At 63.1% G+C, this 24903-nt stretch carries 24 protein-coding genes; 4 read left to right on the top strand and 20 right to left on the bottom strand.

The window, feature by feature from the left end; genetic code table 11:
* Positions 1-40: 40 nt before the first annotated feature.
* Genes astD through ACMGF9_RS09560 form a run of 3 tightly spaced genes read right to left on the bottom strand, consistent with a single transcriptional unit; the run spans position 41 to position 3814 of the window.
* The gene (astD, locus tag ACMGF9_RS09570; RefSeq protein WP_414160634.1) at positions 41-1513 is read right to left on the bottom strand and encodes a succinylglutamate-semialdehyde dehydrogenase; all 1473 of its coding nucleotides are present in this window, start codon (positions 1511-1513) and stop codon (positions 41-43) included.
* Positions 1513-2547: an arginine N-succinyltransferase gene (astA, locus tag ACMGF9_RS09565; protein ID WP_004934585.1), complete on the bottom strand. Its 1035-nt coding sequence runs from the start codon at positions 2545-2547 to the stop codon at positions 1513-1515. The genes astD and astA overlap by 1 nt, the downstream gene beginning before the upstream one ends.
* 52 nt (positions 2548-2599) lie before the next feature.
* Positions 2600-3814, bottom strand: coding sequence for an aspartate aminotransferase family protein (locus ACMGF9_RS09560; protein WP_015378175.1), 1215 nt, complete (start codon positions 3812-3814; stop codon positions 2600-2602).
* 666 nt (positions 3815-4480) lie between these two features.
* Here ACMGF9_RS09560 and ACMGF9_RS09555 point away from each other — a divergent pair.
* Positions 4481-5455: an alpha/beta hydrolase gene (locus ACMGF9_RS09555; protein WP_021503907.1), complete on the top strand. Its 975-nt coding sequence runs from the start codon at positions 4481-4483 to the stop codon at positions 5453-5455.
* A 2-nt stretch (positions 5456-5457) separates the two neighbouring features.
* Here the strand turns inward: ACMGF9_RS09555 and ACMGF9_RS09550 are convergent, their stop codons facing one another.
* The 6 genes from ACMGF9_RS09550 to ACMGF9_RS09525 form a co-directional block, all read right to left on the bottom strand.
* Positions 5458-6426, bottom strand: coding sequence for an ABC transporter ATP-binding protein (locus ACMGF9_RS09550; RefSeq protein ID WP_118891953.1), 969 nt, complete (start codon positions 6424-6426; stop codon positions 5458-5460).
* Positions 6416-7402 carry an ABC transporter ATP-binding protein gene (locus ACMGF9_RS09545; RefSeq protein WP_033632808.1) on the bottom strand — a complete coding sequence of 329 codons (987 nt, stop codon included), beginning with the start codon at positions 7400-7402 and terminating at the stop codon, positions 6416-6418. Before ACMGF9_RS09545 ends, ACMGF9_RS09550 begins: the two co-directional genes overlap by 11 nt.
* Positions 7399-8349 (bottom strand): oligopeptide ABC transporter permease, encoded by a 951-nt coding sequence (gene opp4C / locus ACMGF9_RS09540; RefSeq protein WP_004934600.1) that lies wholly within the window; start codon positions 8347-8349, stop codon positions 7399-7401. Before opp4C ends, ACMGF9_RS09545 begins: the two co-directional genes overlap by 4 nt.
* Before the next feature lie 4 nt (positions 8350-8353).
* Positions 8354-9310 (bottom strand): ABC transporter permease, encoded by a 957-nt coding sequence (locus tag ACMGF9_RS09535; protein ID WP_004934604.1) that lies wholly within the window; start codon positions 9308-9310, stop codon positions 8354-8356.
* A 48-nt stretch (positions 9311-9358) separates the two neighbouring features.
* Positions 9359-11014: an ABC transporter substrate-binding protein gene (locus ACMGF9_RS09530; RefSeq protein ID WP_414160633.1), complete on the bottom strand. Its 1656-nt coding sequence runs from the start codon at positions 11012-11014 to the stop codon at positions 9359-9361.
* 187 nt (positions 11015-11201) lie between these two features.
* Entirely contained in the window at positions 11202-12620 is a 1419-nt protein-coding gene (locus ACMGF9_RS09525; RefSeq protein WP_004934613.1) for a PLP-dependent aminotransferase family protein, read from the bottom strand.
* A 144-nt stretch (positions 12621-12764) separates the two neighbouring features.
* Between ACMGF9_RS09525 and ACMGF9_RS09520 the strand changes: the two genes are divergently transcribed.
* From ACMGF9_RS09520 to ACMGF9_RS09510, 3 genes are read left to right on the top strand one after another with little or no spacing between them, the layout of a single operon-like run.
* Positions 12765-14165: a cytochrome ubiquinol oxidase subunit I gene (locus tag ACMGF9_RS09520; RefSeq protein ID WP_004934615.1), complete on the top strand. Its 1401-nt coding sequence runs from the start codon at positions 12765-12767 to the stop codon at positions 14163-14165.
* A gap of 2 nt (positions 14166-14167) precedes the next feature.
* Complete coding sequence (cydB, locus tag ACMGF9_RS09515; RefSeq protein ID WP_004934617.1) at positions 14168-15175, top strand: cytochrome d ubiquinol oxidase subunit II; 1008 nt, start codon at positions 14168-14170, stop codon at positions 15173-15175.
* Positions 15176-15189: 14 nt separating this feature from the next.
* Positions 15190-15342 carry a DUF2474 domain-containing protein gene (locus ACMGF9_RS09510; protein ID WP_015378180.1) on the top strand — a complete coding sequence of 51 codons (153 nt, stop codon included), beginning with the start codon at positions 15190-15192 and terminating at the stop codon, positions 15340-15342.
* Between the two features lie 9 nt (positions 15343-15351).
* Here the strand turns inward: ACMGF9_RS09510 and ACMGF9_RS09505 are convergent, their stop codons facing one another.
* From ACMGF9_RS09505 to narI, 11 genes are all read right to left on the bottom strand, one after another.
* Positions 15352-15618: a hypothetical protein gene (locus tag ACMGF9_RS09505; RefSeq protein WP_015378181.1), complete on the bottom strand. Its 267-nt coding sequence runs from the start codon at positions 15616-15618 to the stop codon at positions 15352-15354.
* Entirely contained in the window at positions 15615-15839 is a 225-nt protein-coding gene (locus ACMGF9_RS09500) for a hypothetical protein (RefSeq protein WP_015378182.1), read from the bottom strand. The genes ACMGF9_RS09505 and ACMGF9_RS09500 overlap by 4 nt, the downstream gene beginning before the upstream one ends.
* A 106-nt stretch (positions 15840-15945) precedes the next feature.
* Entirely contained in the window at positions 15946-17031 is a 1086-nt protein-coding gene (locus tag ACMGF9_RS09495; protein WP_015378183.1) for an acyl-CoA desaturase, read from the bottom strand.
* Positions 17028-18110: a fatty acid desaturase family protein gene (locus tag ACMGF9_RS09490; RefSeq protein WP_075684706.1), complete on the bottom strand. Its 1083-nt coding sequence runs from the start codon at positions 18108-18110 to the stop codon at positions 17028-17030. Before ACMGF9_RS09490 ends, ACMGF9_RS09495 begins: the two co-directional genes overlap by 4 nt.
* Complete coding sequence (locus ACMGF9_RS09485; protein ID WP_015378185.1) at positions 18103-19236, bottom strand: sterol desaturase family protein; 1134 nt, start codon at positions 19234-19236, stop codon at positions 18103-18105. Before ACMGF9_RS09485 ends, ACMGF9_RS09490 begins: the two co-directional genes overlap by 8 nt.
* On the bottom strand, positions 19233-19850 hold the full coding sequence (locus tag ACMGF9_RS09480) for a phosphatase PAP2 family protein (RefSeq protein ID WP_015378186.1): 618 nt from the start codon (positions 19848-19850) through the stop codon (positions 19233-19235). The genes ACMGF9_RS09485 and ACMGF9_RS09480 overlap by 4 nt, the downstream gene beginning before the upstream one ends.
* The gene (locus ACMGF9_RS09475) at positions 19847-21133 is read right to left on the bottom strand and encodes a F390 synthetase-related protein (RefSeq protein ID WP_021504014.1); all 1287 of its coding nucleotides are present in this window, start codon (positions 21131-21133) and stop codon (positions 19847-19849) included. Before ACMGF9_RS09475 ends, ACMGF9_RS09480 begins: the two co-directional genes overlap by 4 nt.
* Complete coding sequence (locus tag ACMGF9_RS09470) at positions 21130-21936, bottom strand: MBL fold metallo-hydrolase (RefSeq protein WP_414160211.1); 807 nt, start codon at positions 21934-21936, stop codon at positions 21130-21132. The genes ACMGF9_RS09475 and ACMGF9_RS09470 overlap by 4 nt, the downstream gene beginning before the upstream one ends.
* Positions 21929-22945 (bottom strand): NAD-dependent epimerase/dehydratase family protein, encoded by a 1017-nt coding sequence (locus tag ACMGF9_RS09465; RefSeq protein WP_021504016.1) that lies wholly within the window; start codon positions 22943-22945, stop codon positions 21929-21931. The genes ACMGF9_RS09470 and ACMGF9_RS09465 overlap by 8 nt, the downstream gene beginning before the upstream one ends.
* Positions 22942-23949, bottom strand: a complete 1008-nt coding sequence (locus ACMGF9_RS09460; protein ID WP_414160210.1) for a 3-oxoacyl-[acyl-carrier-protein] synthase III C-terminal domain-containing protein — start codon at positions 23947-23949, stop codon at positions 22942-22944. Before ACMGF9_RS09460 ends, ACMGF9_RS09465 begins: the two co-directional genes overlap by 4 nt.
* Before the next feature lie 276 nt (positions 23950-24225).
* Positions 24226-24903, bottom strand: coding sequence for a respiratory nitrate reductase subunit gamma (gene narI / locus ACMGF9_RS09455; protein WP_004934642.1), 678 nt, complete (start codon positions 24901-24903; stop codon positions 24226-24228).

Here is a 24903-nt window from a genome sequence, read left to right as displayed (position 1 = left end):
GGGATAGCGTGCGGCAGCGCCATCGCGCCGCCGCAGACGATTAACGGAACGACAAGCCCGGCGAGAGCGTGGCCGGCAGCGACAGGCTTTCGCTTTCCAGCGAAGCCATCGGCCAGGCGCAATAGTCCGCCGCATAGAAGGCGCTTGGGCGATGGTTGCCGGAGGCCCCCACGCCACCGAACGGCGCCGCGCTGGACGCCCCGGTCAGCGGCTTGTTCCAGTTGACGATGCCGGCGCGCGCTTCCAGCAACAGCCGCTCGAACAGCTCGCGCTGCGGCGAGACCAATCCCACCGACAGGCCGTAGCGCGTCTGGTTGGCGAGCCGCAGAGCCTCGTCGAAATCGCGGTAACGCACGATGGTGGTCAACGGCCCGAAGTACTCTTCGTCCGGCACGCCGGCCACGCCGGTCAGCTCGATGATGCCCGGGCTGAGCAGCGAACTGCCCGGCTCCAGCAGACGCATGGCCAGCAGCGATTTGCCGCCCAACGCCAGCAAGCGCTGCTGTGCTTTCAGCATGTTTTCCGCCGCGGCAGCCGACACTACCCCGCCCATGAACGGCTGCGGTTCGTCATCCCAACGGCCGACGCGCAGTTCGCCCGCCACCTGAACCAAACGCGCGATAAAGGCATCGCCTTCCGCCCCTTGCTTCACCAGAATGCGACGCGAACAGGTGCAACGTTGACCGGCGGAGATAAATGCCGACTGGATAGCCAGGTTGACCGCCGCGTCGCGATCCTCGAAACCGTCGACGATCAGCGCATTGTTGCCGCCCATCTCCAGCGCCAGGATCTTCTCCGGCTGCCCCGCCAATTGGCGATGCAGGTGATAGCCGGTGCCGGCGCTGCCGGTAAACAGCAGACCGTCGATATCCGCACTGGCCGCCAAGGCTTCGCCGGTTTCGCGGCCGCCTTGCACCAGATTGATCACCCCGTCCGGCAGACCGGCCTGCAGCCAAAGTTTCAGGGTCTCCTCGGCGGTCAACGGCGTCAGCTCGCTCGGCTTGAATACCACGCAGTTACCGGCCAACAGCGCCGGCACGATATGGCCGTTCGGCAGATGGCCGGGGAAGTTGTAAGGCCCGAATACCGCCAGCACGCCGTGCGGACGATGGCGCAGCACCGAAGCGCCGTCGGCCATCGCCGTCTGGCTAAAACCGGTGCGCGCCTGATAGGCCTGCAGCGAAATGCCCACCTTGCCGATCATCGCCTGAATTTCGGTCAGCGTTTCCCAACGCGGCTTGCCGGTCTCGCGGCTGATGGTTTCCGCCAGCGACTGCTTGTGTTCCTCCAGCAAGGCGGCGAAGCGTTTCACCAGCTGTTCGCGCTGCTCGAACGGCGTGCGCGCCCAGGCGGGGAACGCGGCGCGCGCGGCTTCGCAGGCAGCGGCGACGTCATCGGCGTCAGCGGCGTTGGCGCGCCACAGCGGCTGATTGCCGACCGGGTCGGTCTTGCCAAACTCGGCGCCGCGGCCCTGCCGCCAGACGCCATTAACCAACAGAGCAGGATGGGACATCATGCTTTCTCCTGTGCAATAAGGGGGAGCACCCGCACCGGGCTGCCCTGTTCGACGCCCAGCGCCGCGGCGGTGGCGGCGTTGATATGCAGGCGGTCGTCATACAGATCGGCATTGACCAACAGTGCGCGGTAATTCTGATAGTTGTCGTTGGCCACCAGATGCACCGGCGCATCGGCGCGCATCGGCGTGTCATCCAGCACCACTTTCACCAGGCGGCTCTGCTTCACCGCGCGGATATGGTCGATCTCCGCTTCCAGCGTCGGGCCGCCGTCGAAGATATCGACGTAGCCCTGATAACTCAGGCCTTCCGCCTCCAGTAGGCGGCGCGCCGGCAGGGTTTGCGGGTGCACTTCGCCAATCACTTTCTGCGCATCTTCGGCCAGGAAATCGACATACAACGGGTGTTTCGGCATCAGCTCGGCGATAAACGCCTTTTGCCCGGTGCCACTCAGGTAGTCCGCCTTGGCGAACTCGATGGAGAAGAAACGGTGACCGACGCTCTCCCAGAACGGCGAACGGCCGTTTTCATCGGAGAAACCGCGCATCTCGGCGATCAGACGCCGGGAGAAGCGTTCACGGAACGCGGCGATAAACAGGAAACGCACCTTCGACAGCAGCTTGCCGTTCTCGCCGTGGCGATAATCCGGATCGAGGAACAACGTACACAGCTCCGAATGGCCGGTATGGTCGTTGCTGAGGAACAGCGTCGGCACCGATTTATAGACGTTCAGCTGTTTGGAGGCGTGCACCTGCGTGCCAACGCGGAAGCTGTACCAGGGTTCCGCCAGGCCGACGGCCACTTCAATTGCGCAGACCCCCACCGCCTGCCGGCGCTCGCTGTCTTCCAACACGAACAAATAACACTGGTCACTTTGCGGAAGTTCGCCTTGCCAGGTTTTTAACGCCCGCTCAATGCGCGCCGACAAGGTATCTTCATTCTGCGGCAGTGAAGTGAGACCGATGCCGGATTTACCGGCAAGCGTCAGTAAATCCGCCAGATCGCGACGCTCTATAGGGCGAATAATCATCATAATGCGAACCTCTTCTGAATCAGGCTGCGCCGGTGAAGGCGCAGCCCGCTGATTAGCTGCAAATGCGCGCCACGGCGCGCGCGAATCGCGCCAGCCCCTCTTTCACATCCTGCTCAGGGATGATCAGCGACGGCGTGAAACGCACCACGTCCGGACCGGCGATCAGCGCGATAACGCCTTCTTCGTTGGCCAGTTGGGTGATCTGCTTCGCTTTGCCGGCATAGTCTTTCTTCAGTTGGCAGCCGATCAGCAAACCGCCGCCGCGGATCTCGGCGAAGATCGGGTACTGACGGTTGATATCGTTCAACCCGTCGATGAACCACTGGTGACGTTGTTTGACGCCTTCCAGCACTTCCGGCGTGTTGATGATGGAGAACACTTCCCCCGCCACCGCCGTCGCCAGCGGGTTGCCGCCGTAGGTGGTGCCGTGGGTGCCGACGCCCAGCGTTTTCGCCAGCGCATCGGTGGTCAGCATCGCGCCGATCGGGAAGCCGCCGCCCAGCGCTTTGGCGGTGGTCAGCACGTCCGGCACCACGCCGTACTGCATGTAGGCATACAGATGGCCGGTGCGGCCGACGCCGGTCTGCACTTCGTCGAAGATCAGCAGCGCGTTATGACGATCGCACAGTTCACGCAGCCCCTGCAGGAAACTGGCCTCCGCCGGCAGCACGCCGCCCTCGCCCTGAATAGGCTCGACGATCACCGCGCAGGTGCGATCGTTGATAAGCTCGGCCGCTGCGGCCAGATCGTTATACGGCGTATGGGTGATGCCGCCCGGCAGCGGCGCAAAATCCTGCGAATATTTCGGCTGGCCGCCGGCGGAGACGGTGAACAGCGTGCGGCCGTGGAACGCGTTGTTGAACGCCACAATCTGATCTTTACCGGCGCCGTGCTGGTCGTGCGCGTGTTTACGCGCCAGTTTCAGCGCCGCCTCGTTGGCTTCTGCACCCGAATTACAGAAGAACACCTTGTCGGCGAACGTGGCGTCGATCAGTTTTTTGGCCAGACGCAGTACCGGTTCGTTGGTATAGCCATTGCCCAGATGCCACAGTTTGCCCGCCTGTTCCACCAGCGCCGCCTTGACCGCCGGGTGCGCATGGCCCAGCGCGTTAACCGCGATGCCGCCGGCGAAATCGATGTAAGACTTACCCTGCTGATCCCACACCTGCGATCCTTCGCCACGCACCAGAATAAAATCGGCAGGGGCATAAACCGGGACCATCCAGTCATCGAAAGACTGGCGGGTAACTGCGATTGGCTGTTCCATAGTGACCTCATAATCTCAGCAAAGGCTGAATTTTGACTGTAAGGGCCGCTCAAGCCCGGTTAGACCGCCACAATGCAAAAAAACCGTTGTTCAAAACCGACTTTCGCGGCGGAGAAAATGCTGTCCCTTACCGCTGATTTAGAAACAAATCTGTTACATAAAATCGGTTTTTCACTATTTATGGCGTATATCCGGTCCCTGAGCGGGGAGTAAATGTTAACGAGCAGTTAAAATACATGTCGTTTGATAAAGAGTGTAGAGCAGCTATCGTGCCAAAACGGGATTTTTGCCGGATTTGGCTATTTTTTACGTTAAAACAACGGCTTATAATGAATATTTATTCATTTTCTATGCATTGGTAATGCATAAATTAAAAAATAAGGCCTAAAATCATCATTGCGTGCGAAATCCTATTCAATTACGAAAAACTTCAGGATTTCTGATCGGGCTCGCAAAAATAATTTCCCCCAATTTGCTCGCTATCACACTTTTTGCCCCCATCGGGTGCAGCGGCGCGCCAGCATGGTGCAACGCGGCAGCGACGCAGAGGCGCCACCCGCCATACTCGCGAAAAAGGAGCCGCGCTGACCGCGGTTCCTGCTTTGTACGCCAGCGACTACACTGTGATCCTGACCGCCCCTTCTCTTCTGCGCACAAGGAGCCACCATGCCCAAGAAAACCGTCGATCTCAGCCAGCCGCACGCCCAACACGACATCCGCGCGTTTCTCGACGCGCTGAATGCCGGTGGCGGTAAACCCATGGAGCAGATGAAGCCCAAAGAGGCGCGCAGAGTTTTGGAAGCGGCGCAGCGCAGCGTAGACGTGCCGCTGCGCGAGGTGGAGATCAGCGAGAAAACCATCCACGTTGAGGGCCAGGATATTCTGCTGCAGTTGGTGCGGCCGGCCAGGGTCAAGGAGGCGTTGCCGGTATTCATGTTCTTTCACGGCGGCGGCTGGGTGCTGGGCGATTTTCCCACTCATGAGCGGCTGGTGCGCGATCTGGTTTACAGCTCCGGCGCGGCGGCGGTATTCGTCAACTACCCACGCTCCCCGGAAGCGCATTATCCTCAGGCGATCAATCTGGCCTACGCCGCCACGGAATGGGTGGCCGAGTACGGCGAAAAAATCAATGTCGATGGGTCACGGCTGGCGGTGGTCGGCAACAGCGTCGGCGGCAATATGGCGGCGGTGGTCAGCCTGATGGCCAAAGAGAAAGGCATACCGGCGCTGCGTTGCCAGATCCTGCTGTGGCCCGTCACGCACGCCCACTTTGATACCGATTCCTATCATCAGTTCGCCGAAGGCCATTTCCTGACCCGCAACATGATGAAGTGGTTTTGGGACAGCTATGCGCCCGATAAGGCGCAGCGCAAAGAGATCTACGCCTCGCCGCTCAACGCCACGCCGGAACAGCTGCGGGGCTTGCCGCCGGCGCTGGTGCAGACCGCCGAGCTGGACGTGTTGCGCGATGAGGGGGAAGCTTACGCGCGTCTGCTTGACGCCGCCGGCGTCGAGGTCACCGCCACCCGCTACAACGGCCTGATCCACGATTACGGCCTGTTGAATCCGCTCGCCCACGTCCCGGCGGTGCATTCGGCGATCCACCAGGCCGGGCGCGCGTTGAAGCACTACCTGTCCTGACGCTAGCCAACCACGTGGCAAGCCACCTGATGGCCGGGCGCCACGCTGCGCAGATGCGGCGCCTGTTCACGGCATTGCGCCGTGGCCAGCGGACAGCGGGGATGGAAACGGCAGCCGCGCGGCGGGTTGGCGGGATTGGGCGCTTCGCCCCCGGCCACCCACGCCGGCGAACGGTGCGCATCCAGCGTCGGCACCGCCGCCAACAAGACCTGCGTGTAGGGATGCAGCGGTTGGCGAAACAGCGAATCGCGGTCGGCGCTCTCGACGATCTGCCCCAGATACATCACCGCCACGTCCTGGCACAGATGCTCCACCACGCCGAGATCGTGCGAAATAAACAGCAGCGTCACCCCCTGCCTTTCCTGCAAATCGGAAAACAGATTGATGATCTGCGCCTGAATCGACACGTCGAGCGCCGATATCGGTTCATCGGCGACGATAAATTCCGGTTGCAGGATCAGCGCGCGCGCGATGCCGACGCGCTGCCGCTGGCCGCCGGAAAACTCATGGGGAAACCGCCCGTAATGCTGCGGCGACAGCCCGCAGATCGCCAGGGTATCGAGCACCCGTTCGCGCAGTTCCGCCTTGCTTGCCAGGCCATGCTGCAACAGCGCTTCGCCGATGGCGTCGCCCACGCGCAGACGCGGATTCAGCGAGCTGTACGGATCCTGAAACACCAGCTGCATTTTCGGCCGCAGGGCGCGCAGCGCGTCTTTGCTGAGGCTATCCAGCGCCTGCCCTTTGAACATCACCTCACCGGCGGTTTTATCGTGCAGGCCGAGCAGCGTGCGGCCGACGGTGGTTTTGCCACTGCCGGACTCGCCCACCAGCCCGAAAACGCGGCCCTTGCGAATGCTGAAGCTGACGTCGTCCACCGCCTTCAGTTGGCCGGTGGTTCGCCCGAACAGCCCGTCGCGCAGCGGGAAATATTTCTTTAATCCTTTCACTTCCACCAAGGGTTCAGTCGACATGCAGGCGCCCTCCGGCGTTGAGGAAGCAGGCGGATTGGCGCTGCTGAGTCCCGTACAACGGCGGGATGCCGTCGCGGCAGCGCGCGGTGGCCTGCGCGCAGCGCTCGGCAAACGCACAGTGTTCAGGCAGCCGCGCCAGATCCGGCACCTGGCCGGGAATGGAGTACAAACGGCGACGCCGCTGCCCCGGCACCGGCCGCGAGGCGATCAGCCCCTGAGTATAAGGGTGCCGCGGTTCGGCCAGCACTTCCCGCGTCGTTCCCTGCTCGACGACACGCCCGGCGTACATCACCGCCAGCCGATCCGCCATTTGTGCGATCACCCCAAGATCGTGGGTGATTAAGATCATCGCCATATTGTGTCGCCGGCTCTGCTCGCGCAGCAACGCCAGGATTTGCGCCTGTACCGTGACGTCGAGCGCCGTGGTCGGTTCATCGGCGATCAGCAGCGCCGGCCGGCACCCTATCGCCATGGCGATCATCACGCGCTGCAGCATGCCGCCGGAAAGCTGGTGCGGGTAGCAGCGCATCAGCGCCTCCGCGCGCGCCAACCCCACTTCCTCCAGCAGTTGCACCGCCTGACGCCAGGCCGCTTTCGGCGACAGGGCCAGATGACGAATCAGCGGCTCCAGCAGCTGTTCGCCGAGCGTCAGCACCGGATTGAGCGCGCTCATCGGCTCCTGAAAGATCATCGCCAGCCGGTTGCCGCGCAAATCAGCCATCTGCGCCGCCCGCAGCGACAGCAGGTTTTGTCCTTCAAAACGAATCTCGCCGCCGTCTACCTGCGCCAGCGGCTGCGGCAACAGCCCCATCAGCGCCATGGCGGTCACGCTTTTGCCGCAGCCCGATTCGCCAACGATCCCCAGCGTTTGCCCGGCCTGCAGTTCCAGGCTGACCTGCTGCACCGCCCGCACCGGCCCCTGCTCGCCCTGAAACGACACCGACAGTCGGTCGAACGCCACCAGCGGTTGACTCATCGTGTTACTCCATTCATTTTCGGATCGAGCGCGTCCCGCAGGCCGTCGCCCAGGATATTGATCGCCACCACGGTGACGAAGATCGCCAGCCCGGGCGGCATCCACAGCCAGGGCCGGCGCTGAAAGTCGATCAGGCTGTTGGCGGCGTCCATCATGTTGCCCCACGACGGCGTCGGCGGCACCACGCCCAGCCCGAGGTAACTCAGCGCCGATTCGCTGAGAATGGCGTTGGCCACCGCCATGGTGGCCACCACCACCAGAATCGGTACGGTGTTGGGCAGCAGATGGCCGAAGAGGCGTCGCCGGGTGGAGAGACCCAGCACCTCGGTGGCCAGCATGAAATCCCGCTCGCGCAGCGACAGGATCTGGCCGCGCACCAGCCGCGCCAATGACGGCCAGCCCAGCAGGCTCAGCATGATCATCACCATGTAGATGCGGTAGTCCGGCGACACGTCGAGTTCGGTCAGCATCGCGCCCATGATGATCAACAGCGGCAGGCCGGGAATGGTCATCAGCAGATCGGCGAAGCGCATGATCAGCCGGTCCGCCACGCCGCCCAGATAACCGGAAAGCGCCCCCAGCACGTAGCCCAGCGTCACCGACAGCAACATCGACACCAGGCCGATGGTCAGCGATATCCGCCCCGCCAGCAGCAGCCGGGTGCAGATATCGCGGCCGAGAAAGTCGGTGCCCAACCAGTGCGCGCCGCTCGGCGCCTGATTGATATTCAGCACATCGCCGGCATCGTCGCGCCACGGCGACAACGACGGCCCAATCAGGCACAGCAACGCCAACAGCACCAGCAACGCCAGCGAAATCATCGCAGGCCGGTGGCGACGCAGCCGTCGCCAGGCCTGCGCCGCGGGCGGTGGCGACAGTTGCGCCAGCGCCGGCAGTTGCGCCTGGCGCCAGCGGCGACGGCGGCCGAAAAACAACGTAGCCAACATCGTGTTACCTCAAGCGAATGCGTGGATCGGCGTAGGCGTACAGAATGTCCGCCAGCAGATTGCCGAGAATGGTCAAGGCGGCCAGAAACAGCGTGAACCCCATCAATACCGGGTAATCACGCGCCGCCAGCGAATCGATATGGATGTGTCCGGCGCCCGGCCAGTTGAAGATTTTTTCGGTGATCAGTGCGCCGGAGAACAATCCCGGCAGCTCGAACCCCAGCAGGGTGATGATCGGCAATAGCGCATTGCGCAGCGCGTGTTTGAGGATCACCGTTTTCTCCCTGAGCCCTTTGGCGCGCGCGGTGCGAATATAGTCCATGCGGATCACCTCCAGCATGCTGGCGCGGAAATAGCGCGTCAGGCTGCCGGCCTGCAGCATCACCAGCGCCAGCACCGGCAACAGCAGGTGCGCCGCCACCTCCAGCGCCCAGGCCAGCCCGCTCGCCTCGCTGCCGGTGCGCAGCATGCCGCCCGCCGGCAGCCAGTGCAGATCGACGGCGAACCATTTGATCAGCAACAGGCACAGGAAGAACGTCGGAAACGACATGGCGGCGAACACCGCCACGGTGATCAGATGATCGAACAGCGAATAGGGTTTCATCGCCGAGATCACTCCCACCGCCAGCGCGATACCCCAATACAACACCATCGCCACCGCCGCCAGCAGGAACGAATTCCAGATGTATTGGTTCAGCAGCGTGCTGACCGGGATCTGGTACTGCAGTGAAAAGCCGAGGTCGCCCTGCAGCAGCCGGCCAAGCCAGTGCAGATAGCGGCTGAACAACGGCTGATCCAGCCCGTACAGCGCCCGCAGCTCGGCGGCGCGTTGCGCGGTCAGATTGATGTTGCCGTCGATAAAATCGCCGGGCGCCAGGGCGAAAATGCAAAAAATCAGCAAGGAAGCCAACAGCAGCATCGGGATCGTCTGCAGCAGACGGCGCAGGATAAAATTTCTCATCGCGGGTTCCATCGCCGCCGCCCGGAATGGCGCGGCGGCGTCAGGGCGTTACGGCGCCGGTTTGACGTTCGGCAGGCTGCCGACCAATCCGTTGTAGATATCCGGTTTAAAGCCGGTGACGCGCGCGCTGCTGGCGCTCAAAATCTCGCGGTTGCCGAGCAGGATCACCGGCGGATCGTCGGACAGCGCCTGGTACAGCTGGTGGTACAGCGGCTTGCGCTGCGCGATATCCAGCGTGGCATTGGCTTTGGCGATCAGCGCGTCCACCTGCGGGTTGTGATAGCCGGTCTCGCTCTCGCGGCTGATGAAGTCGCGTACGCCGTCGTGCGGATCGTTCAGCGTGCTGGTGCTGAGGGACGCCAGGTCGTAATTGCCCGCCTTGCGCTGCGCCAGCAGCGCGTTGAAATCCAATACCTGCGGTTTCAGCACCACGCCGAGCCGGCGGTAGTTATCCTTGGCGATCGGCACCAGCGCGTCGTTGATCAGCTTTTTGGTCACCAGCAGCGTCAGCTCCAGCTTTTTACCGTCTTTCTGCCGGATGCCGTCAGCGCCCACCTGCCAGCCCGCCTCGTCCAACAGCTTTTTGGCCTTATCGAGATCGTAAGCGTAAGGATTGATGCCATTCGCGTCATAGGCCCAGGAGATAGGCGAAATCGGCTGGTTGGCGACCTTGCCGTACCCCTGATACACCACGGCGATCAGCTTTTGCCGATCCAGGCCGTAAATCAACGCCTGGCGCACCCGCTTGTCCTGCAGCGCCGGGCGTCTGAGGTTGAAATCAACCCGGCTGTAATCGCTCGAGCTGTAAAGGTTGATATTGGCGAAGCCGAGCAGCTTGAGCTGTTCGATATCGTCCGGCTTGGCGGTAAAGGCGTCGTAGTCGGTCTCACCGGTCTGGAACAGCTGGAAGTTGGTGGCCGGGTTGGTGACGCGATAGATAAAGCGCGCCATCGGCGGCGTACCGAGGTAGAAGTTCGGGTTGGCGTGGAAGCGGATCTCCTGCCCCGGCACGTACTTGTCGTAAATATAGGGGCCGTTGCCGAGCGGTTTGCCGTTCAAGGCGCGCACGCCGTCGAGCTTGCCCCGCTGATAGTTTTTGCCGTAGTAAGCCCGCGACAGCACCGGGCCGCCGATCAGTTGCAGCGTGGTAGCGCCCGGTTGCGTGGTGACGATCTGAATGGTGCGATCGTCGATCACCTTCAGGCCGCTGATGCCGGCGGCGGTGCCGTTTTTATACTCGGCGCCGCCCTGAATGTGCGCCGGCGTGATGTCAGTGTCGCCGTCATAGGCCGGATCGTGCAACAGCGTCAGGGTAAAGGCGATATCGTCGGCCTTCAGCGGCGAGCCGTCGCTGTAGACCAGATTCGGCCGCAGCTTGATGGTGTAGGTCAGATTATCGGGACTGACCTGCCAGGACTCCGCCAGGCGTCCTTCCGGCTTGCCCTGGCTGTCCAGGCCGATCAGGCGGCTGAAGATCACGTCGGTGACGTTCTCGTCCCAGCCGTTGGCGAACAGATACGGGTTGAAAATCCCCTGCGGTTCCGAGATGCCCGCCACCACGGTGTCTTTGCGCAGCTTGGCGGCGGCCGGCACCCGGCTGGCGTCGCTGGCTGGCGTGATGCCTTCGGCCAGCGTTTCCGCCTGCGCGCCGGCGCTCAATCCCAGCGCGCAGATCAACGCCAGCGGCGTCAACCGATAACGCAACAGTTTGTTTAGCTTGTTTTTTATTCTACTCACCCACTGCCCCTCGTCTACCCGTTGATAAAAATGTGACAAAATTTATCGCAGAGTAATGGGCGGCTGGAGGGCTGTCTAACAACGAAACCGGCATTCCATTGCCGAAAAAAGCATTATGAATTTTTCTGGGGCGAAGCGGCGTGAAAAACGCGGCTCAACCGGCCGCCGCCAGCCCCCGGATAAGTTTGGCTAAGGTTTTGATCGCCTCTTCAAAGCGGTCATTCCATTCAAAAGAGGCGTTGAGACGGAAGCAGTGGTTGAAATGGTCGCCGGTGGTGAACATGCGCCCCGGCGCGATGCTGATACCCCGGGAAAGGGCCCGCCGGTACAGCTCCATCGACGACAGCGCCGGATCCAGCTCCAGCCACAGGAAGTAACCGCCGTCGGGCTGGCTGACCTTTACCGTCGGCGGGAAATGGTGGGCAATCGCCTGACGCATCGCACTTTGGCGCTGGGCCAGCAGGCGGCGCAACCGCCGCAGGTGGGTGTCGTAGCCGCCGTGCAGCAGATAATCCGCCAGCGCCATCTGGGTCGGCACGCTGGTGGAAACGGTGCTCATCAGCTGCAAACGCTGGATCTGCTGCGCATAACGCCCCGCCGCCACCCAGCCAACGCGAAAGCCCGGCGCCAGGCATTTGGAAAACGACGAGCAGTGCAGGATTTGGCCGCCGCTGTCGAGCGCCTTGGCCGGCAGCGGCCGTTCGGCGCTGAAGTACAGCTCGCCGTAGACATCGTCTTCGATCAGCGAGATCTGCCGCTCGCGCAGCAGCGCCACCAGACGCTGTTTGTTGGCCTCCGGCAGGGTGGCGCCCTGCGGGTTCTGGAAGTGGGTCATCAGCCAGCAGGCTTTGATCGGATACTGCTCCACCGCCTGTTGCAACGCGTCCAGATCGATGCCGTCCTGCGGATGGGTGGCGATCGCCACCGCCTTCAGCCGCAGCCGTTCCAGCGCCTGCAGCGCGCCGTAAAACGCCGGCGACTCGATCGCCACATAGTCGCCCGGTTGGGTCACCGCCTGCAGGCTGAGGCTGAGCGACTCCATCGCCCCGGCGGTGATAACGATTTCGTCCGGCGCGACCTGCATGCCGCTCAGCGCATAACGTTGGGCAATGTGCCGCCGCAGCGCGTCGTTGCCCGGCGGCAGGTTGGCCAGCGAACTGTGCGGCGTGAATTTGCGCGCTACGCTGCTCAGCGCCCGCGCCAGCTTCGGCTGGGCGAACAGCGTGGCGTCGGGAAAGGCCGAACCGAAAGGCACGATGTCCGGATCCTTGCAGGCCTGCAGCACGTCAAAAATAAAGGCGTTGATGTCCACCTGCTCGCTCAGCAACAGTTTCTCGCCGCGCGAAGGCTGAGGCAGCGGCTGCGGACGCGCCGCCACGTAGTAACCCGACTGCGGCCGGGCGACGATCCACCCCTGGCTCTCCAGCAGTTGGTAAGACTGCACCACCGTCATCAAGCTTAATCCGGCGCGTTTGCCGCTCTCGCGCAGCGAAGGCAGCTTGTCGCCCGCCCGCCACACCCGGTTCTGGATCTGTTCTCTAATCTGCTGCGCAAGCTGTTCGTATCGGGTCATAACCATTAACTGTTATATGAAAAAGTAAAATAACTGTCACTATTATAGTCACTGTACTTCGTGATTAACTTCACGCCAAGCTTTTCACATAAAAATGACAGCTATACTCAAGAGGTTAATTTATGTTCAACCCTAGGAGGCGCCATGCTGGGTCTTGATGCACTGGAACTCGCCAGAATACAGTTCGCCTTCACCGTGTCTTTCCATATCATCTTCCCCGCCATCACCATCGGCTTAGCCAGCTATCTGGCGGTGCTGGAGGGATTATGGTTGAAAACGCACAATGAAGCCTATCGTGAGCTTTACCATTTCTGGTCAAAGATTTTCGCCGTTAACTTCGGCATGGGCGTGGTTTCCGGGTTGGTGATGGCCTACCAGTTCGGCACCAACTGGAGCTTCTTCTCCGAGTTCGCCGGCAGCATTACCGGGCCGCTGCTGACCTACGAAGTGCTGACCGCCTTCTTCCTCGAAGCCGGTTTCCTCGGCGTGATGCTGTTCGGCTGGAACCGCGTCGGCCCAGGGCTGCACTTCTTCGCCACCTGCATGGTGGCGCTCGGCACGCTGATCTCCACCTTCTGGATCCTGGCCTCCAACAGCTGGATGCAGACCCCGCAGGGGCACGAAATCATCAACGGCCAGGTGGTGCCGGTCGACTGGCTGAAGGTGATCTTCAACCCGTCCTTCCCGTATCGCCTGCTGCATATGTCCACCGCCGCCTTCCTCTCCTCGGCGTTCTTCGTCGGCGCGTCGGCCGCCTGGCACCTGCTGCGCGGCCGCGATACGCCGGCGATGCGCAAGATGCTGTCGATGGCGATGTGGATGGCGCTGATCGTCGCGCCGGTGCAGGCGCTGATCGGCGATGCGCACGGCCTGAATACGCTGAAACACCAGCCGGCGAAGATCGCCGCCATCGAAGGCCACTGGGAAAACCCGCCGGGCGAAGCCACGCCGCTGATCCTGGTCGGTTGGCCGGACATGCAGCGTGAAGAGACCCGCTTCAAGCTGGAGGTGCCCTATCTCGGCAGCCTGATCCTGACGCACAGCCTGACCGAGCAGGTGCCGGCGCTCAAATCCTTCCCGCCGGAGGATCGCCCCAACTCCACCGTGGTGTTCTGGTCGTTCCGCATCATGGTCGGGCTGGGTATGCTGATGATCCTGGCCGGGGTGTGGAGCCTGTGGCTGCGCTGGCGCGGCGGGCTCTATCAGTCGCGTCCGTTCCTGTACTTCATTCTGTGGATGGGCCCATCCGGACTGCTGGCGCTGCTGGCGGGCTGGTTCACCACCGAGATCGGCCGCCAGCCGTGGGTGGTGTATGGCCTGCTGCGCACCAAGGATGCGGTCTCCGCGCACGGCGATCTGCACATGAGCATCAGCCTGCTGGCGTTTATCATCGTCTATTGCTCGGTATTCGGCGTGGGCTACTCCTACATGATGCGTCTGATCCGCAAAGGGCCGCAGCCGCATGAGCACCAAGAAGACAATACCGAGGGCCGCCCGGCGCGTCCGCTGTCCGCGGTCAACGACACTCTGGACGACAGGAGCTGAACATGGGTATCGATCTTCCGCTGATTTGGTTTGTGATCATCGTGTTCAGCACCATGATGTATGTGGTGATGGACGGTTTCGATTTGGGCATCGGCATCCTGTTTCCGTGGGTGAAAGAGAGCGGCGATCGCGATCTGATGATGAACACCGTCGCCCCAGTGTGGGACGGCAATGAGACCTGGCTGGTGCTGGGCGGTGCGGCGCTGTTCGGCGCCTTCCCGCTGGCCTACTCGGTGATCCTCGACGCGCTGGCGATCCCGCTGACGCTGATGCTGATCGGGCTGATTTTCCGCGGCGTGGCCTTCGAGTTTCGCTTCAAGGCGACGCCGCAGAAGCGCCATATCTGGGACAAGGCGTTCATCTGGGGCTCTCTCTTCGCCACCTTCAGCCAGGGGGTAGTGGTGGGCGCCGTGATCAACGGTTTCCCGGTCGAAGGCCGCACCTACGCCGGCGGCGCGCTGGACTGGCTGACGCCGTTCGCGCTGTTCTGCGGGCTGGGGCTGGTGGTAACCTACGCCCTGCTCGGTTGCACCTGGTTGGTGATGAAAACCGCCGGCGATCTGCAGGCGCGCATGTATTACCTGGCGACGCCGCTGCTGGCGATCCTGTTGCTGGTGCTGGCCGCAGTCAGTATCTGGACGCCGATCGCGCATCCGGAAATCGCCGCCCGCTGGTTTACGCTGCCGAACCTGTTCTGGCTGCTGCCGGTGCCGCTGCTGGTGCTGCTCAGCGCCTGGGGCATTCAGCGCGGGGTGAAACGCGGCGCGCACTACTCGCCGTTCATGCTGACGCTGTTGCTGGTGTTCCTCGGCCTGAGCGGGCTTGGCATCAGCATCTGGCCGCACCTGATCCCGCCGGCCATCAGCCTGTGGGACGCCGCCGCGCCGCCGCAGAGCCTCGGCTTTATGCTGGTGGGCGCGCTGTTCATCATCCCGATCATCCTGGTCTACACCTTCTGGAGCTACTACGTGTTCCGCGGCAAGATCAGCCATGAGCACGGCTATCACTGAGGAGGGAGGACGCTATGCAAGATAAAACGGCAGCCGTCGCTCCGGCGCCCTGGTGGAAACGCATCGGTTGGCTGGTGATCATCTGGAGCGCCAGCGTGCTGGGGCTGTTCGTGGTCGCCTCGCTGTTCCGCCTGCTGATGACCGCGGCGGGCATGAAGTCGCATTAACGCGGCGCCTTATCTGGACGCGCTGTTGGGAAAGTAGAAAGAGACCACCAGCGTGACCAGCGGCAAGGCGCCGATCTTCACCAGCTCGAACACTTGACCGAGCGCTTCGTTTTTGTCCCAATACGCGTGGGCGGCGAATACGCCCACGCTGACCGCAAATATCCCGCACAGTACCTGGCGCGCCAGGCGCAGCCGCTCCATTTCGTCGAAGACCAACACCTGCTCCAGATAAACCTGGCTGGCTTCATCGCGCAGATTACGGCTTTCGATGCTCATGGGAAGATCTCCACGACCCGTCCCACCGCTTCAAGCTGTTCGCCATTCTCTCGTACGATGCCTAGACACGTACCATCCTGCTTCATCCAGTACTTATCGGCAATGGCGATCAGTGCAAACGCCATTTTGATTACCTCGGTTTTTTCCATCCCGTGACGCCGGGCGATATCGTTCAGATCATCATCAATTTTGTTCGATAACCGAATAGGTAAACTCCGCATACTCCACCTCCTGTGGTCGTTGATTCACCGGGGGAAAGTCTACTGGAAGGGTAAATGTCGTTCAATTAGTGAACTGCGTAACGCCTCGCATAACCCGCATGCAACGCTAGTGCGGCTTGCGCCCCATCGCGCTGAGGAAACGCTGCTGCAGGCGCAACAGCTCCTCCAACTCCAGCAGGCGGTAGTCGATGCCGAAACGCGGCGCCACCTCGCCGATAATGCGGCTCAGCGCCGGGTAATGGCGGTGGCTCCAGTGCGGGAACAGATGATGCGTCAAATGCAGGTTCGCCCCGCCGAGCCAGTACCCCAGCCAGCGCGGCCGGGTCAGCCAGTCGAAGGTAGTGGCGAACACATGATGATACCAGCCGTGCGGCATTGCGCCTTGTTCTGGCGCCTGGTAGAAGTTGGCCTTGGCCCAGTGGGTGCCGATGATGAGCATCACGAACAGCAGTGAAGAAAGCATCTGGCTCAGCAAATAGACCAGCAGGATTTGCCCGATGCCGATAGCCGGCGGCAGCAGCCAGCACGGGATCGCCAGCGCCAGCAGCAGGTGCGCCGCCTTCCCCGCCAGAAACCCGATCCAGCCACGCACGCCCTGCTGCGCCATGCGCGCCGCCACGCGGGTGCGGCCCGCCCTGTCCAGCCAATCGAACAGCCAGATGTAGTACGGAAAAGTCAGCGCCGCCACCAGCGGCCAATAGTAACGCTGCGCGCGCATAAAGGGCCGCCAGCGCTGGAACGGCGTTTGCCGCAGCACGCCGTTGGCGTCGATGTCGGGATCGTAATGTTCGATATTGTTATGGGCATGATGGAACAGCACGTGCCGCACGCGCCAGCAGTCGGGATCCAACCCCAGCGGCACGCTCACCAGGGCGTTCAACCCGCGGTTGGCCCAGGGGCGACGGAAAAATGCGTTGTGCGAGGCGTCGTGCACCACGTTCACCGTCAGGAACATGCCGATAAAGATAAAACCGAAATAGCAGGCGAAAAACGCCCAGCCGTTCTGCTGTTGCAGGCTCAGCCCGTAACACAGGCCGCACAGCGCCAGCAGCAGCGCGACCTTCGCCAGCATGCCGCCGTCGGCGAAACGGTGATCGCCGTTGGCCGCCAGATAATGCTGGGCGGCCTGCATCAGCGCGCGGTGCAACCCGCTGTCGTCGCGCCGATAGGCTAACGGACGCAGCGGTTTCACGGTTGCCCCATAAGGCGTAAGAAGCGCTGTTGTTGCGCCAGCAGTTCGCGATAGCCGATGCAGCGATACGCCATGCCGTGCCGCTGCGCCACCTCTGCCACCGCCGCGGCCAGCGCCGGGTAATGGCGATGATTCCAGCCGGGAAACAGGTGATGGGTCAGGTGATAGTTCAGCCCGCCGGTCAGATGCTCCAGCCAGCGCGGTTCGGGCTGCCAGTCGCAGGCGGTGGCGAAATTGTGCCGATACCAGCCTTGCGGCATGCTGTCGCCCGTCGGCGCCGGGTAAAACTCGGCCTGCGCCCAATGGGTGCCCAGCAGCAAGAACACCACCAGCAGCGAGGCGCACATCTGGCTGAGCGCGTAGGCCAGCAGCACCCAGCCCCAGCCGATGCCGTGCAAGTGGCCCACGACCAGCGGCGCCACCAGCACCAGCGCCAGATGCGCGAGCTTGCACAGCACGAACAGCGTCCAACCGCCGCGTCCCGCCAGCACGCGTTTTTCCCGCAGCGGCGTTTTATCGAGCCGATCGGACCAATCGAAAATCCACGCGATGTAAGGCAAGGAGAGCGCGGCGATCAGCGGCCAGTACAGATGCTGATAACGCATATGCGGTCGCCAGCGCTGGAACGGTGTCTGGCGGAAAAAACCGTTCTCTTCGGTATCCAGATCGTAGTGTTCGACGTTGGCGTAAACGTGGTGGTAATCCACATGCCGCGTGCGCCAGTAGTCCGGATCGACGCCCAGCGGCAGCGTCACCAACCGCCCCACCAGCCGATTGGCCCAGGGCGCACGCAGGAAAGCGTTATGCGAAGCATCGTGGTTGACGTTGACGTTAAGCAGCATGCCCATAGTCACGAACAGGAAATAGCAGAGGAAAAACGCCCAGGGCTGATGCTGCAGCAGGCTCAATGCGTAAAACCCGACGCACAACGCCAGCAACAGCGCGGCCTTGGCCAACCGCGCGGCATCGGCATAGCGATGATCGCCCGCCAGACAGGCGTGGGCCGCGCGCTTAAGATCGCGGTGGAAGGCCTGTTCGCCATCGGCGGGAAAACGCAGCGGCGGCAATGATTCAGCCATGCGGTTCCTCCACGGCGGCCGGTGCGGCCACCCGTCCCCAGCCCAGCGCGACGCACAGGGCATGCAACGCCACGGCGGCCATGGCGATATGCCAATAGCGCTGCGGCCAACCGAGATAGCCGATAAACAGCAGCGGCATGCCCAGCGCGACCAGCAACCAGACGGCGCTCGCCCAAGGTCGCCCTTCCGTCATGCCGCCCAGCGCCACCGAGCCCAACGCCAGCAACACCAGCAGCGCCATTTGCGGCCAGTTGATGTCGCCGTAGCCGTAACCGTATTGGTAGACGTAACCGACCACCAGCGAGAACAACAGCATGGCGCCGCTGAATACGCTGAGCGCCGAACGGCGGTCGCGTGGCCGGCCCGGCGCCGGGCGCCAGGCCAGACGGAAATAGCGCAGGAACGGCAGATTGCTCGCCCAGAACGGGTTGGCGGACGGCCTGTCGCCGCCGACGCCATAGCTGAACGGCGTGCTCGGCAATGCCGGGCAGAAGGTGCCGAACAGCTTGTCCCAGAAGATAAAGCTGCCGCCGAAGTTCTTATTGGAATAGGCCATATCCTTGACGTGATGCACCCGGTGATGCGCCGGCGTGACCAGGATTTTTTCCAGCACGCCAAGCTTCGGCGTCAGCGCGTTGTGATTAAACAGCTGGATGCTGTAGTGAAAAATAGAGACCGCAACAAACACCGACAGCGGCACGCCCGCCAGCGCCAGCAGCAAAAAGAACGGGATCGACGTCAACGACGAATACCAGGAGTTGCGCACCCCCAGCGACAGATTGAAATGCTCGCCCTGATGGTGCACCACGTGCACCGCCCACAGCAGGCGGAAACGATGGTGCAGACGGTGCAGCCAGTAGAAACCGAAGTCCCACGCCAGCAGGGCGAACAGCCACATCAACAGCGGCGGCCAGGCGTCCAGCAGCCCCAGGCTGAAATGCGCGGCCACGTAGCCGTAGCAGGTGATCTCCAACCCGCGGAACAGCCACAGCATGATATGGCCGGAGTTCAGGTTGAACACCAGATCGTGCCAGTTGACCGGCTCGCGACGCCCCCACTGCAGCGCCACCGCCTCGGCCACCACGATGAACAGCATGAACACTATCGGCAATGCCAGATCGCTCATCCCATTTCTCCTTTAACCACGCGCCGGCGCAGGGTGTTCATACGCAGGGCCAGCCAGCCGGCGAACAGCGCCAGCAGCGCGCCGCCGGCCAAATCGACAAACAAATGGCGGCGCAGTTGCAGAATCGAGAACGCGATCGCCGCGCCCCACAGCATCCACAGCGCCGTGCGCACTTTGCGCTCGCCGTCGCTCAGCGCCCACACCGCCAGCACCGTCAGCGCCATATGCAACGAAGGCAGGCAGTTCTGCGGCGAATCCACCTGGGTTAACGCCGCCAGCAGCTGCGCGCTGATCCCGACGCCATCGTTCTGCGGATAGGCCATGGTGGTCGGCCACAGCAGGTAAACCGCCCCGGCGCCCAGCGCGGTGAGCTGCATCGCCCGCGTCAGCCATGTGATCCGCGGCAGCGGCGCCAGCAGATAGCCCGCCGGGACAATGAGGAAGAACGACAGGTAGAGCCATATGGCCGTGGGGCTGAACGGGATCGCCCGGTCAAGCGCCGACGGCGGCAACAGGGTTCCCGCCCCCTGCAGGCGATCGGTCAGACTATACACCACCCCGACCGTCCCCCAGCCGAGCAACATGTGCCCTAGTCTGAACAGCGTATTTTTCATGCTTCCTCCGCCTGGCGCACGATGCGCCGCCGCTTGCGATCGAACTGCGGCAGCACCGCCTGCGCCGTCAACCGCCATTCGAGGCGCTCGGTGGCGATGCCCTGGCGAGCGAACAGCGCGATCAGCTGCGCCTGACAGTGCGCCAACGCCGCCGGGCTGCAATCGGCAATCAATTCCAACCGCCGTTCGCCGCGCTGGATCAGGCGGTAATCGCTGCTCAGCGGCAACGCATTGGCGATCGTTCGGCTGCAGGCATCGGCGAACACCGCCTGCGGTTGCCGCTGCGCATCGGGCAGCATCAGTTGATCGTCGCGCCGCCCCTCGATACGGGCGATCGCCCGCGTCGGCTGCCCGCACGGGCAGGGTTCCTTGCGCAGCACCAACACATCATCCAGCCGATAACGCACGATCGGCTGCGTGCTGCGGGTAAAGTCGGTGATCAACGGCGTAAAACGCAGTTCGTCGATCCACTGAGGTTCGATATGCAAAAACTCTTCGTTCAGATGCAGCGTACCGTGCGCGCAGGTCGCGGCAAGAAATCCTTCGGTGGCCTGATACACTTCGCCGACCGCCGGAAATACCTGCAGCAGCAGGCGGCGGTCCTGCTCTTCAAGCACCTCGGCCACCGAGATCGCTTTTTTGACCGGCAATTTCACCTGCCCGGCCAGCACCGCCAGCGCCAAGGCGCGCAGCACCTGCGCCGGGGCCACGATAATGCTGGGCGCCTGCCGTTCCAATGCGGGCAAATGCTCGCTGAACGGCGCCAGCAGATCGTAAAACGCCAGGCTCAGCCAACGATTGTTCACGCTGTGATAGAGATTATTATCCGCGCGCAGAAACAGCGCAACGCGCTCGCCCGCCGACAGCCCGTCCGGCAGCATTTTCGCCAGCATGCCGCCGGCCCACACCTGCTGTTCGCGCGGGCTGACGACAAACACGCCGCGCTGCCCGGAAGTGCCGGACGACAATCCAACGCTGTAGCGCCCGATCTTCGGCGTGAAATCGCGATCCGCCTCGCTGCGCTGCGCGCAGGCCAGCACCGCATCGCGCTGCAGCCCGGCGGTGTTCATCCGGTCGAACTGCGCCATCATCAGCGCCTTGTCCATCTGCGGCCATTCGGCGAACGGCCGGCGGCTGAAGCCTTGAAAATAGGGGCTCTTGCTCAGCACCCGACGGGCAAAGCCCGCGAGCTGCCGGGCCTGATGCGCCTCCAGCGCCGCACGATCGCCAAAGCGCAGGCGCCGGGCGCGGAAATAGTGCCAAAGGGTCATGAACGGGATCACAGGTCCCCCTCGTGGCACAGCAAAATGTTGACCTGGCCGCCCGCCCACAGCTGGTTGAGCCGCTCCAGCGTGCGGGTGTACGCCACCGCGTCGTCCATCACCAGATTGGCCAAGCGCGAAGGCCCGCGCAGCGTCTGGTAACTCTGCGGCGACCAGGCGGCGTCGCTGGCCAGCAGCGTCCAGCCGGCGTCGGTGAGAATAAAGGCGCCGATATGGCCGGCCGCATGCCCCGGCAGCGGCACCAGCACGATCTGCCCTTCGCTGCCCGGCAGCGCATAGCCGCGCTCGAACGGCGCCAGCAGCGCAGGCAACGCCACCGAGGGAAAAGCTTCCATAAACTGCAGGTTGCTCTCGAAATCCGCCGGGATCAGGCCGGGAATAAAGGCGCGCTTCAGCGCCGCGAAACCGCGCAGCCCGCGGGTTTGCCGCCAGCCTTCGCCGGAGCAAATAAAGTCGAGTTGGCTGAAATCCTGCAGCCCGGCGATGTGATCGGCGTGAAAATGCGAGACGATCAGCGCCTGAATATCCCCCTCGGCGTAACCGGCTTCGCGCAGCTGATGCGCCAACGACTCGGCGGGATCGAAATAGACCGGCGTCATCCGGCGATACAGGCTGAACAGCCCCGACTGCGTGTGCTGCTGAAAATAATGCGCGTAGCCGGTATCCCACAGCCAGCGGCGCTCCCCCACCTCCAGCAGATAGGCGCGCGCCGGGAATTTGCACACCCGGAACCCGGCTCCGCGCAGCGCCATGCAGCCGATATGCGTGCAATAGCCCACTTCAAACACGGTGACCTTAGCCATGCTGTCCGCCTCCTTGCCGCCGCAACCACTCGCCGGTCAGGCGAATGCCCTCTTCCATCGAATAACGCGGCTGATAGCCCAGCTCTTCGATCGCACGGGTCTGGCTCAGCGTCATGTCAAAATGCACCGCCGCCACGCTGTAGCGCGTCAGCAGCGGTTCCTTGCCGCTCAGCGTCGCCCACAGCTCCATGCCGCCGGCCAGCGTATGCAGCAGCGGATAGGGCACGGCCTGCAGCCGGTAGCGCAGCCCCAGTTCCTGACGCAGCAGCGCATCCAGCATCTCCGCCAGCCGCTGCGGCTGGTGATTGGTAATGTTGTAAACGGTGCCGGACGGCAACCCGCGCTGCCGGCTGGCCAGGTCCATCGCGTGCACCACGTTGGGGGCGAAGGTCAGGTCCAGCAGCGCTTGCCCGCCGCCGGGCAGCCGCAGCACGCCGCGATCGCGTTCGAGCTGCTGCAACAGCCGCGGCACGATCACCCGATCGTGCGGGCCAAACAGGCCGCGCGGCCGCAGCATAATGTAGGTGGTTTGCGGGTAGATCTTCGCCTGCGCCAACAGGCGTTGTTCAGCCGCATACTTGCTGGCGGCATAGTGATTGGCGAAGCGCCGGGCGCGGTAACCTTCGTCAAGATCGTAATGCGGCTGAAAATCGAAGTAGATTGCCGGCGTGGAGATATGCACAAAGCGCCGCACGCCGCAGCGCCCCGCCGCCTCCGCCAGCCTCTCCGTCGCCGCGGCGTTGATGCGGTGAAACTCCGCTTTGCCGCCCCAGGGTGAAGACTTGGCCGCACAGTGCCACACCCACTCGCAGTCGGTGACGAGCTGCCGGCACTGCTGCGGCGTGGCCTGCGCCAGATCGAGCGCACAAAACTCGGCGCCCAACCGACGCAACGCTGCGCCGGCCCGCTCGTCGCGGCCGGTGGCGCGCACCTGATGTCCGGCCTCCAGCAGCCACTGCGCCGCGTTGCGTCCCAGCCCGCTGGTCGCCCCGGTGACCAGCACCCTCATGGCAGCAACACCATGCCGGCCAGCGCCAGCCCGGCGGCGGTGCCGATCAGCATCACCGGCTGGCCGGGGTTGAAGCGCCCGGTGGTCACGGCGGCATGCAGCGCCGTCGGGATGGACGCCGCCACCTGATTGCCATGATGGCGGTAGATATCCACCAGCGCCTCGCTGGAGACGTGCAGCCGTTTGCGCATATGTTCGAGCGACAGATGGCTGGCCTGATGCGGCACCACGGTGGCGATCTGCCCCAGGGTCAGGCCGCTGGCGCTCAGCAGCCGATCGAGGTAACCCTCAATCAGCGCCGACGCCTGGCGGAACAGCGGCTTGCCCTGCATATGAAACAGGAAGTCTTGCTCGCACATGCCGGCGCGCGGGTTGCGACGCGTGCCGCCGGCACGGATCTCGCACAGTTCGCTGCCGGCGGGGTAGGTTTCCACCAGGCTGGCGAGGATGCCGCTGGCGCCGTCGCCGCGCTCCACGATGGCGCAGGCCGCGCCGTCGCCGAAGATCAGCGACGACTCTTCGTGCTGCCAGTCGATGCCGCGTGAAGCGAGATCCGCCGAGACGATGGCGATGCGTCGATACGTTCCGGCGTTCAGCAGCCCCGCCGCCACCTGCAGCGCAGAGATAAAGCTGATGCAGCTGCTGTTGATGTCGAAGCCCGGCGTGCCCGGCGCCAGCCCCGCCACCTTGAGAATGTGCGCGGCGGTGCACGGCAGCGCCTGCACCGAAATCGCCGAGGCGGAGATCAGCAGGTCAATGGAGGCTGCCGGGAGGGCGCTGCAAGCCAGCGCGTCTTGCAGCGCGGCGGCGGCGAGTTCGGCCTGGCTGGCATCGTCGGCGGCGTGATAGCGGTAAACGATGCCCGAGCGTTTTTCAACGTAGCCGGCCGGTTTCCCCAGCCGAGCGTCGAGCGCAGAGGACGCCACGCGGTTAGGCGGCAACGCGGCCCCGGTGGCGATGATTTTCAGAGGCAGCAGCTCGGGTGAGCGAAATTGTGTGGTCATTATTGTTATTGATTAACCTGACTATCCATAAAGCGATTCTCCCGCACGACGCGAAGGCCACGCGGATCATCCCCGGTTTTTATATCCCAAAATGCCTTTCATCAAGGCGGTATCTCTTGTTATCGGCTACCACGGGCCGACGTCCGTCGGCGCAAGCATAAGCGTAACATGACTGAGATATTCAGTTTACGACAAGGCGGGGAGAATGGGCAGACGGCGGGCGAATTATCGGAATAGCGCCGCCGCTGGCGATCAGCGGCGGCGGCGGGGTCAGACTCAGCGGCGGTTGCGTACCAGCTGGTAACGGCGTGTCAGGTACTCTACCGGCGCACTCCAGATATGCACCAGGCGGCAGAACGGGAACAGCACGAACAGCGTCATGCCCAGCACCATGTGCAGCTTGAAGATAAGCGCCACCCCTTCCAGGTGCGCAGAGGCGCCGGCGTGGAAGGTCACGACCGCCTGCGCCCAGGCCACCAGCTTCATCATTTCGCTGCCGTCCATATGCTGGGCGGAGAACGGAATGGTCAGCAACCCCAGGCACACCTGCACCACCAGCAACGTCAGGATCAGGATGTCGGCGAAGCTGCTGGTGGCGCGCACCCGCGGGTTGGTCAACCGGCGTTTGAGCAACAGCGCGCCGCCGATCAGCGTCATCAGGCCGCAGGCGCCGCCGGCGATCATCGCCAGCTTCTGCTTCACGTCGATCGGCAGAAAGGCCTCATACATCCAGTGCGGCGTCAGCATGCCGAGGAAATGGCCCGCGAAGATGCCGATAATGCCGATGTGGAACAGGTTGGACGCCAGCCGCATGCCTTTTTTATCCAGCATCTGGCTGGAGCCGGCGCGCCAGCTGTATTGCCCGTAGTCGTAGCGCAGCCAGCTGCCGATCAGGAACACCGCGCCGGCCAGATAAGGGTAGATGTCGAAGAAGAACTGATTCAAAAATTGCAT

Source organism: Serratia sp. BNK-23, from assembly GCF_047456145.1.
In the GTDB taxonomy this organism is placed as follows: domain Bacteria; phylum Pseudomonadota; class Gammaproteobacteria; order Enterobacterales; family Enterobacteriaceae; genus Serratia; species Serratia nematodiphila.
Note: the sequence above shows the minus strand (reverse complement) of the source record. Positions and strands in the feature narration are given on the sequence as shown.

Coding starts and splice junctions, on each gene's coding strand:
- astD (WP_414160634.1), bottom strand. CDS start 1,513: ATGTCCCATCCTGCTCTGTTGGTTAATGGCGTCTGGCGGCAGGGCCGC.
- astA (WP_004934585.1), bottom strand. CDS start 2,547: ATGATGATTATTCGCCCTATAGAGCGTCGCGATCTGGCGGATTTACTG.
- ACMGF9_RS09560 (WP_015378175.1), bottom strand. CDS start 3,814: ATGGAACAGCCAATCGCAGTTACCCGCCAGTCTTTCGATGACTGGATG.
- ACMGF9_RS09555 (WP_021503907.1), top strand. CDS start 4,481: ATGCCCAAGAAAACCGTCGATCTCAGCCAGCCGCACGCCCAACACGAC.
- ACMGF9_RS09550 (WP_118891953.1), bottom strand. CDS start 6,426: ATGTCGACTGAACCCTTGGTGGAAGTGAAAGGATTAAAGAAATATTTC.
- ACMGF9_RS09545 (WP_033632808.1), bottom strand. CDS start 7,402: ATGAGTCAACCGCTGGTGGCGTTCGACCGACTGTCGGTGTCGTTTCAG.
- opp4C (WP_004934600.1), bottom strand. CDS start 8,349: ATGTTGGCTACGTTGTTTTTCGGCCGCCGTCGCCGCTGGCGCCAGGCG.
- ACMGF9_RS09535 (WP_004934604.1), bottom strand. CDS start 9,310: ATGAGAAATTTTATCCTGCGCCGTCTGCTGCAGACGATCCCGATGCTG.
- ACMGF9_RS09525 (WP_004934613.1), bottom strand. CDS start 12,620: ATGACCCGATACGAACAGCTTGCGCAGCAGATTAGAGAACAGATCCAG.
- ACMGF9_RS09520 (WP_004934615.1), top strand. CDS start 12,765: ATGCTGGGTCTTGATGCACTGGAACTCGCCAGAATACAGTTCGCCTTC.
- cydB (WP_004934617.1), top strand. CDS start 14,168: ATGGGTATCGATCTTCCGCTGATTTGGTTTGTGATCATCGTGTTCAGC.
- ACMGF9_RS09510 (WP_015378180.1), top strand. CDS start 15,190: ATGCAAGATAAAACGGCAGCCGTCGCTCCGGCGCCCTGGTGGAAACGC.
- ACMGF9_RS09505 (WP_015378181.1), bottom strand. CDS start 15,618: ATGAGCATCGAAAGCCGTAATCTGCGCGATGAAGCCAGCCAGGTTTAT.
- ACMGF9_RS09500 (WP_015378182.1), bottom strand. CDS start 15,839: ATGCGGAGTTTACCTATTCGGTTATCGAACAAAATTGATGATGATCTG.
- ACMGF9_RS09490 (WP_075684706.1), bottom strand. CDS start 18,110: ATGGCTGAATCATTGCCGCCGCTGCGTTTTCCCGCCGATGGCGAACAG.
- ACMGF9_RS09485 (WP_015378185.1), bottom strand. CDS start 19,236: ATGAGCGATCTGGCATTGCCGATAGTGTTCATGCTGTTCATCGTGGTG.
- ACMGF9_RS09480 (WP_015378186.1), bottom strand. CDS start 19,850: ATGAAAAATACGCTGTTCAGACTAGGGCACATGTTGCTCGGCTGGGGG.
- ACMGF9_RS09470 (WP_414160211.1), bottom strand. CDS start 21,936: ATGGCTAAGGTCACCGTGTTTGAAGTGGGCTATTGCACGCATATCGGC.
- ACMGF9_RS09465 (WP_021504016.1), bottom strand. CDS start 22,945: ATGAGGGTGCTGGTCACCGGGGCGACCAGCGGGCTGGGACGCAACGCG.
- ACMGF9_RS09460 (WP_414160210.1), bottom strand. CDS start 23,949: ATGACCACACAATTTCGCTCACCCGAGCTGCTGCCTCTGAAAATCATC.
- narI (WP_004934642.1), bottom strand. CDS start 24,903: ATGCAATTTTTGAATCAGTTCTTCTTCGACATCTACCCTTATCTGGCC.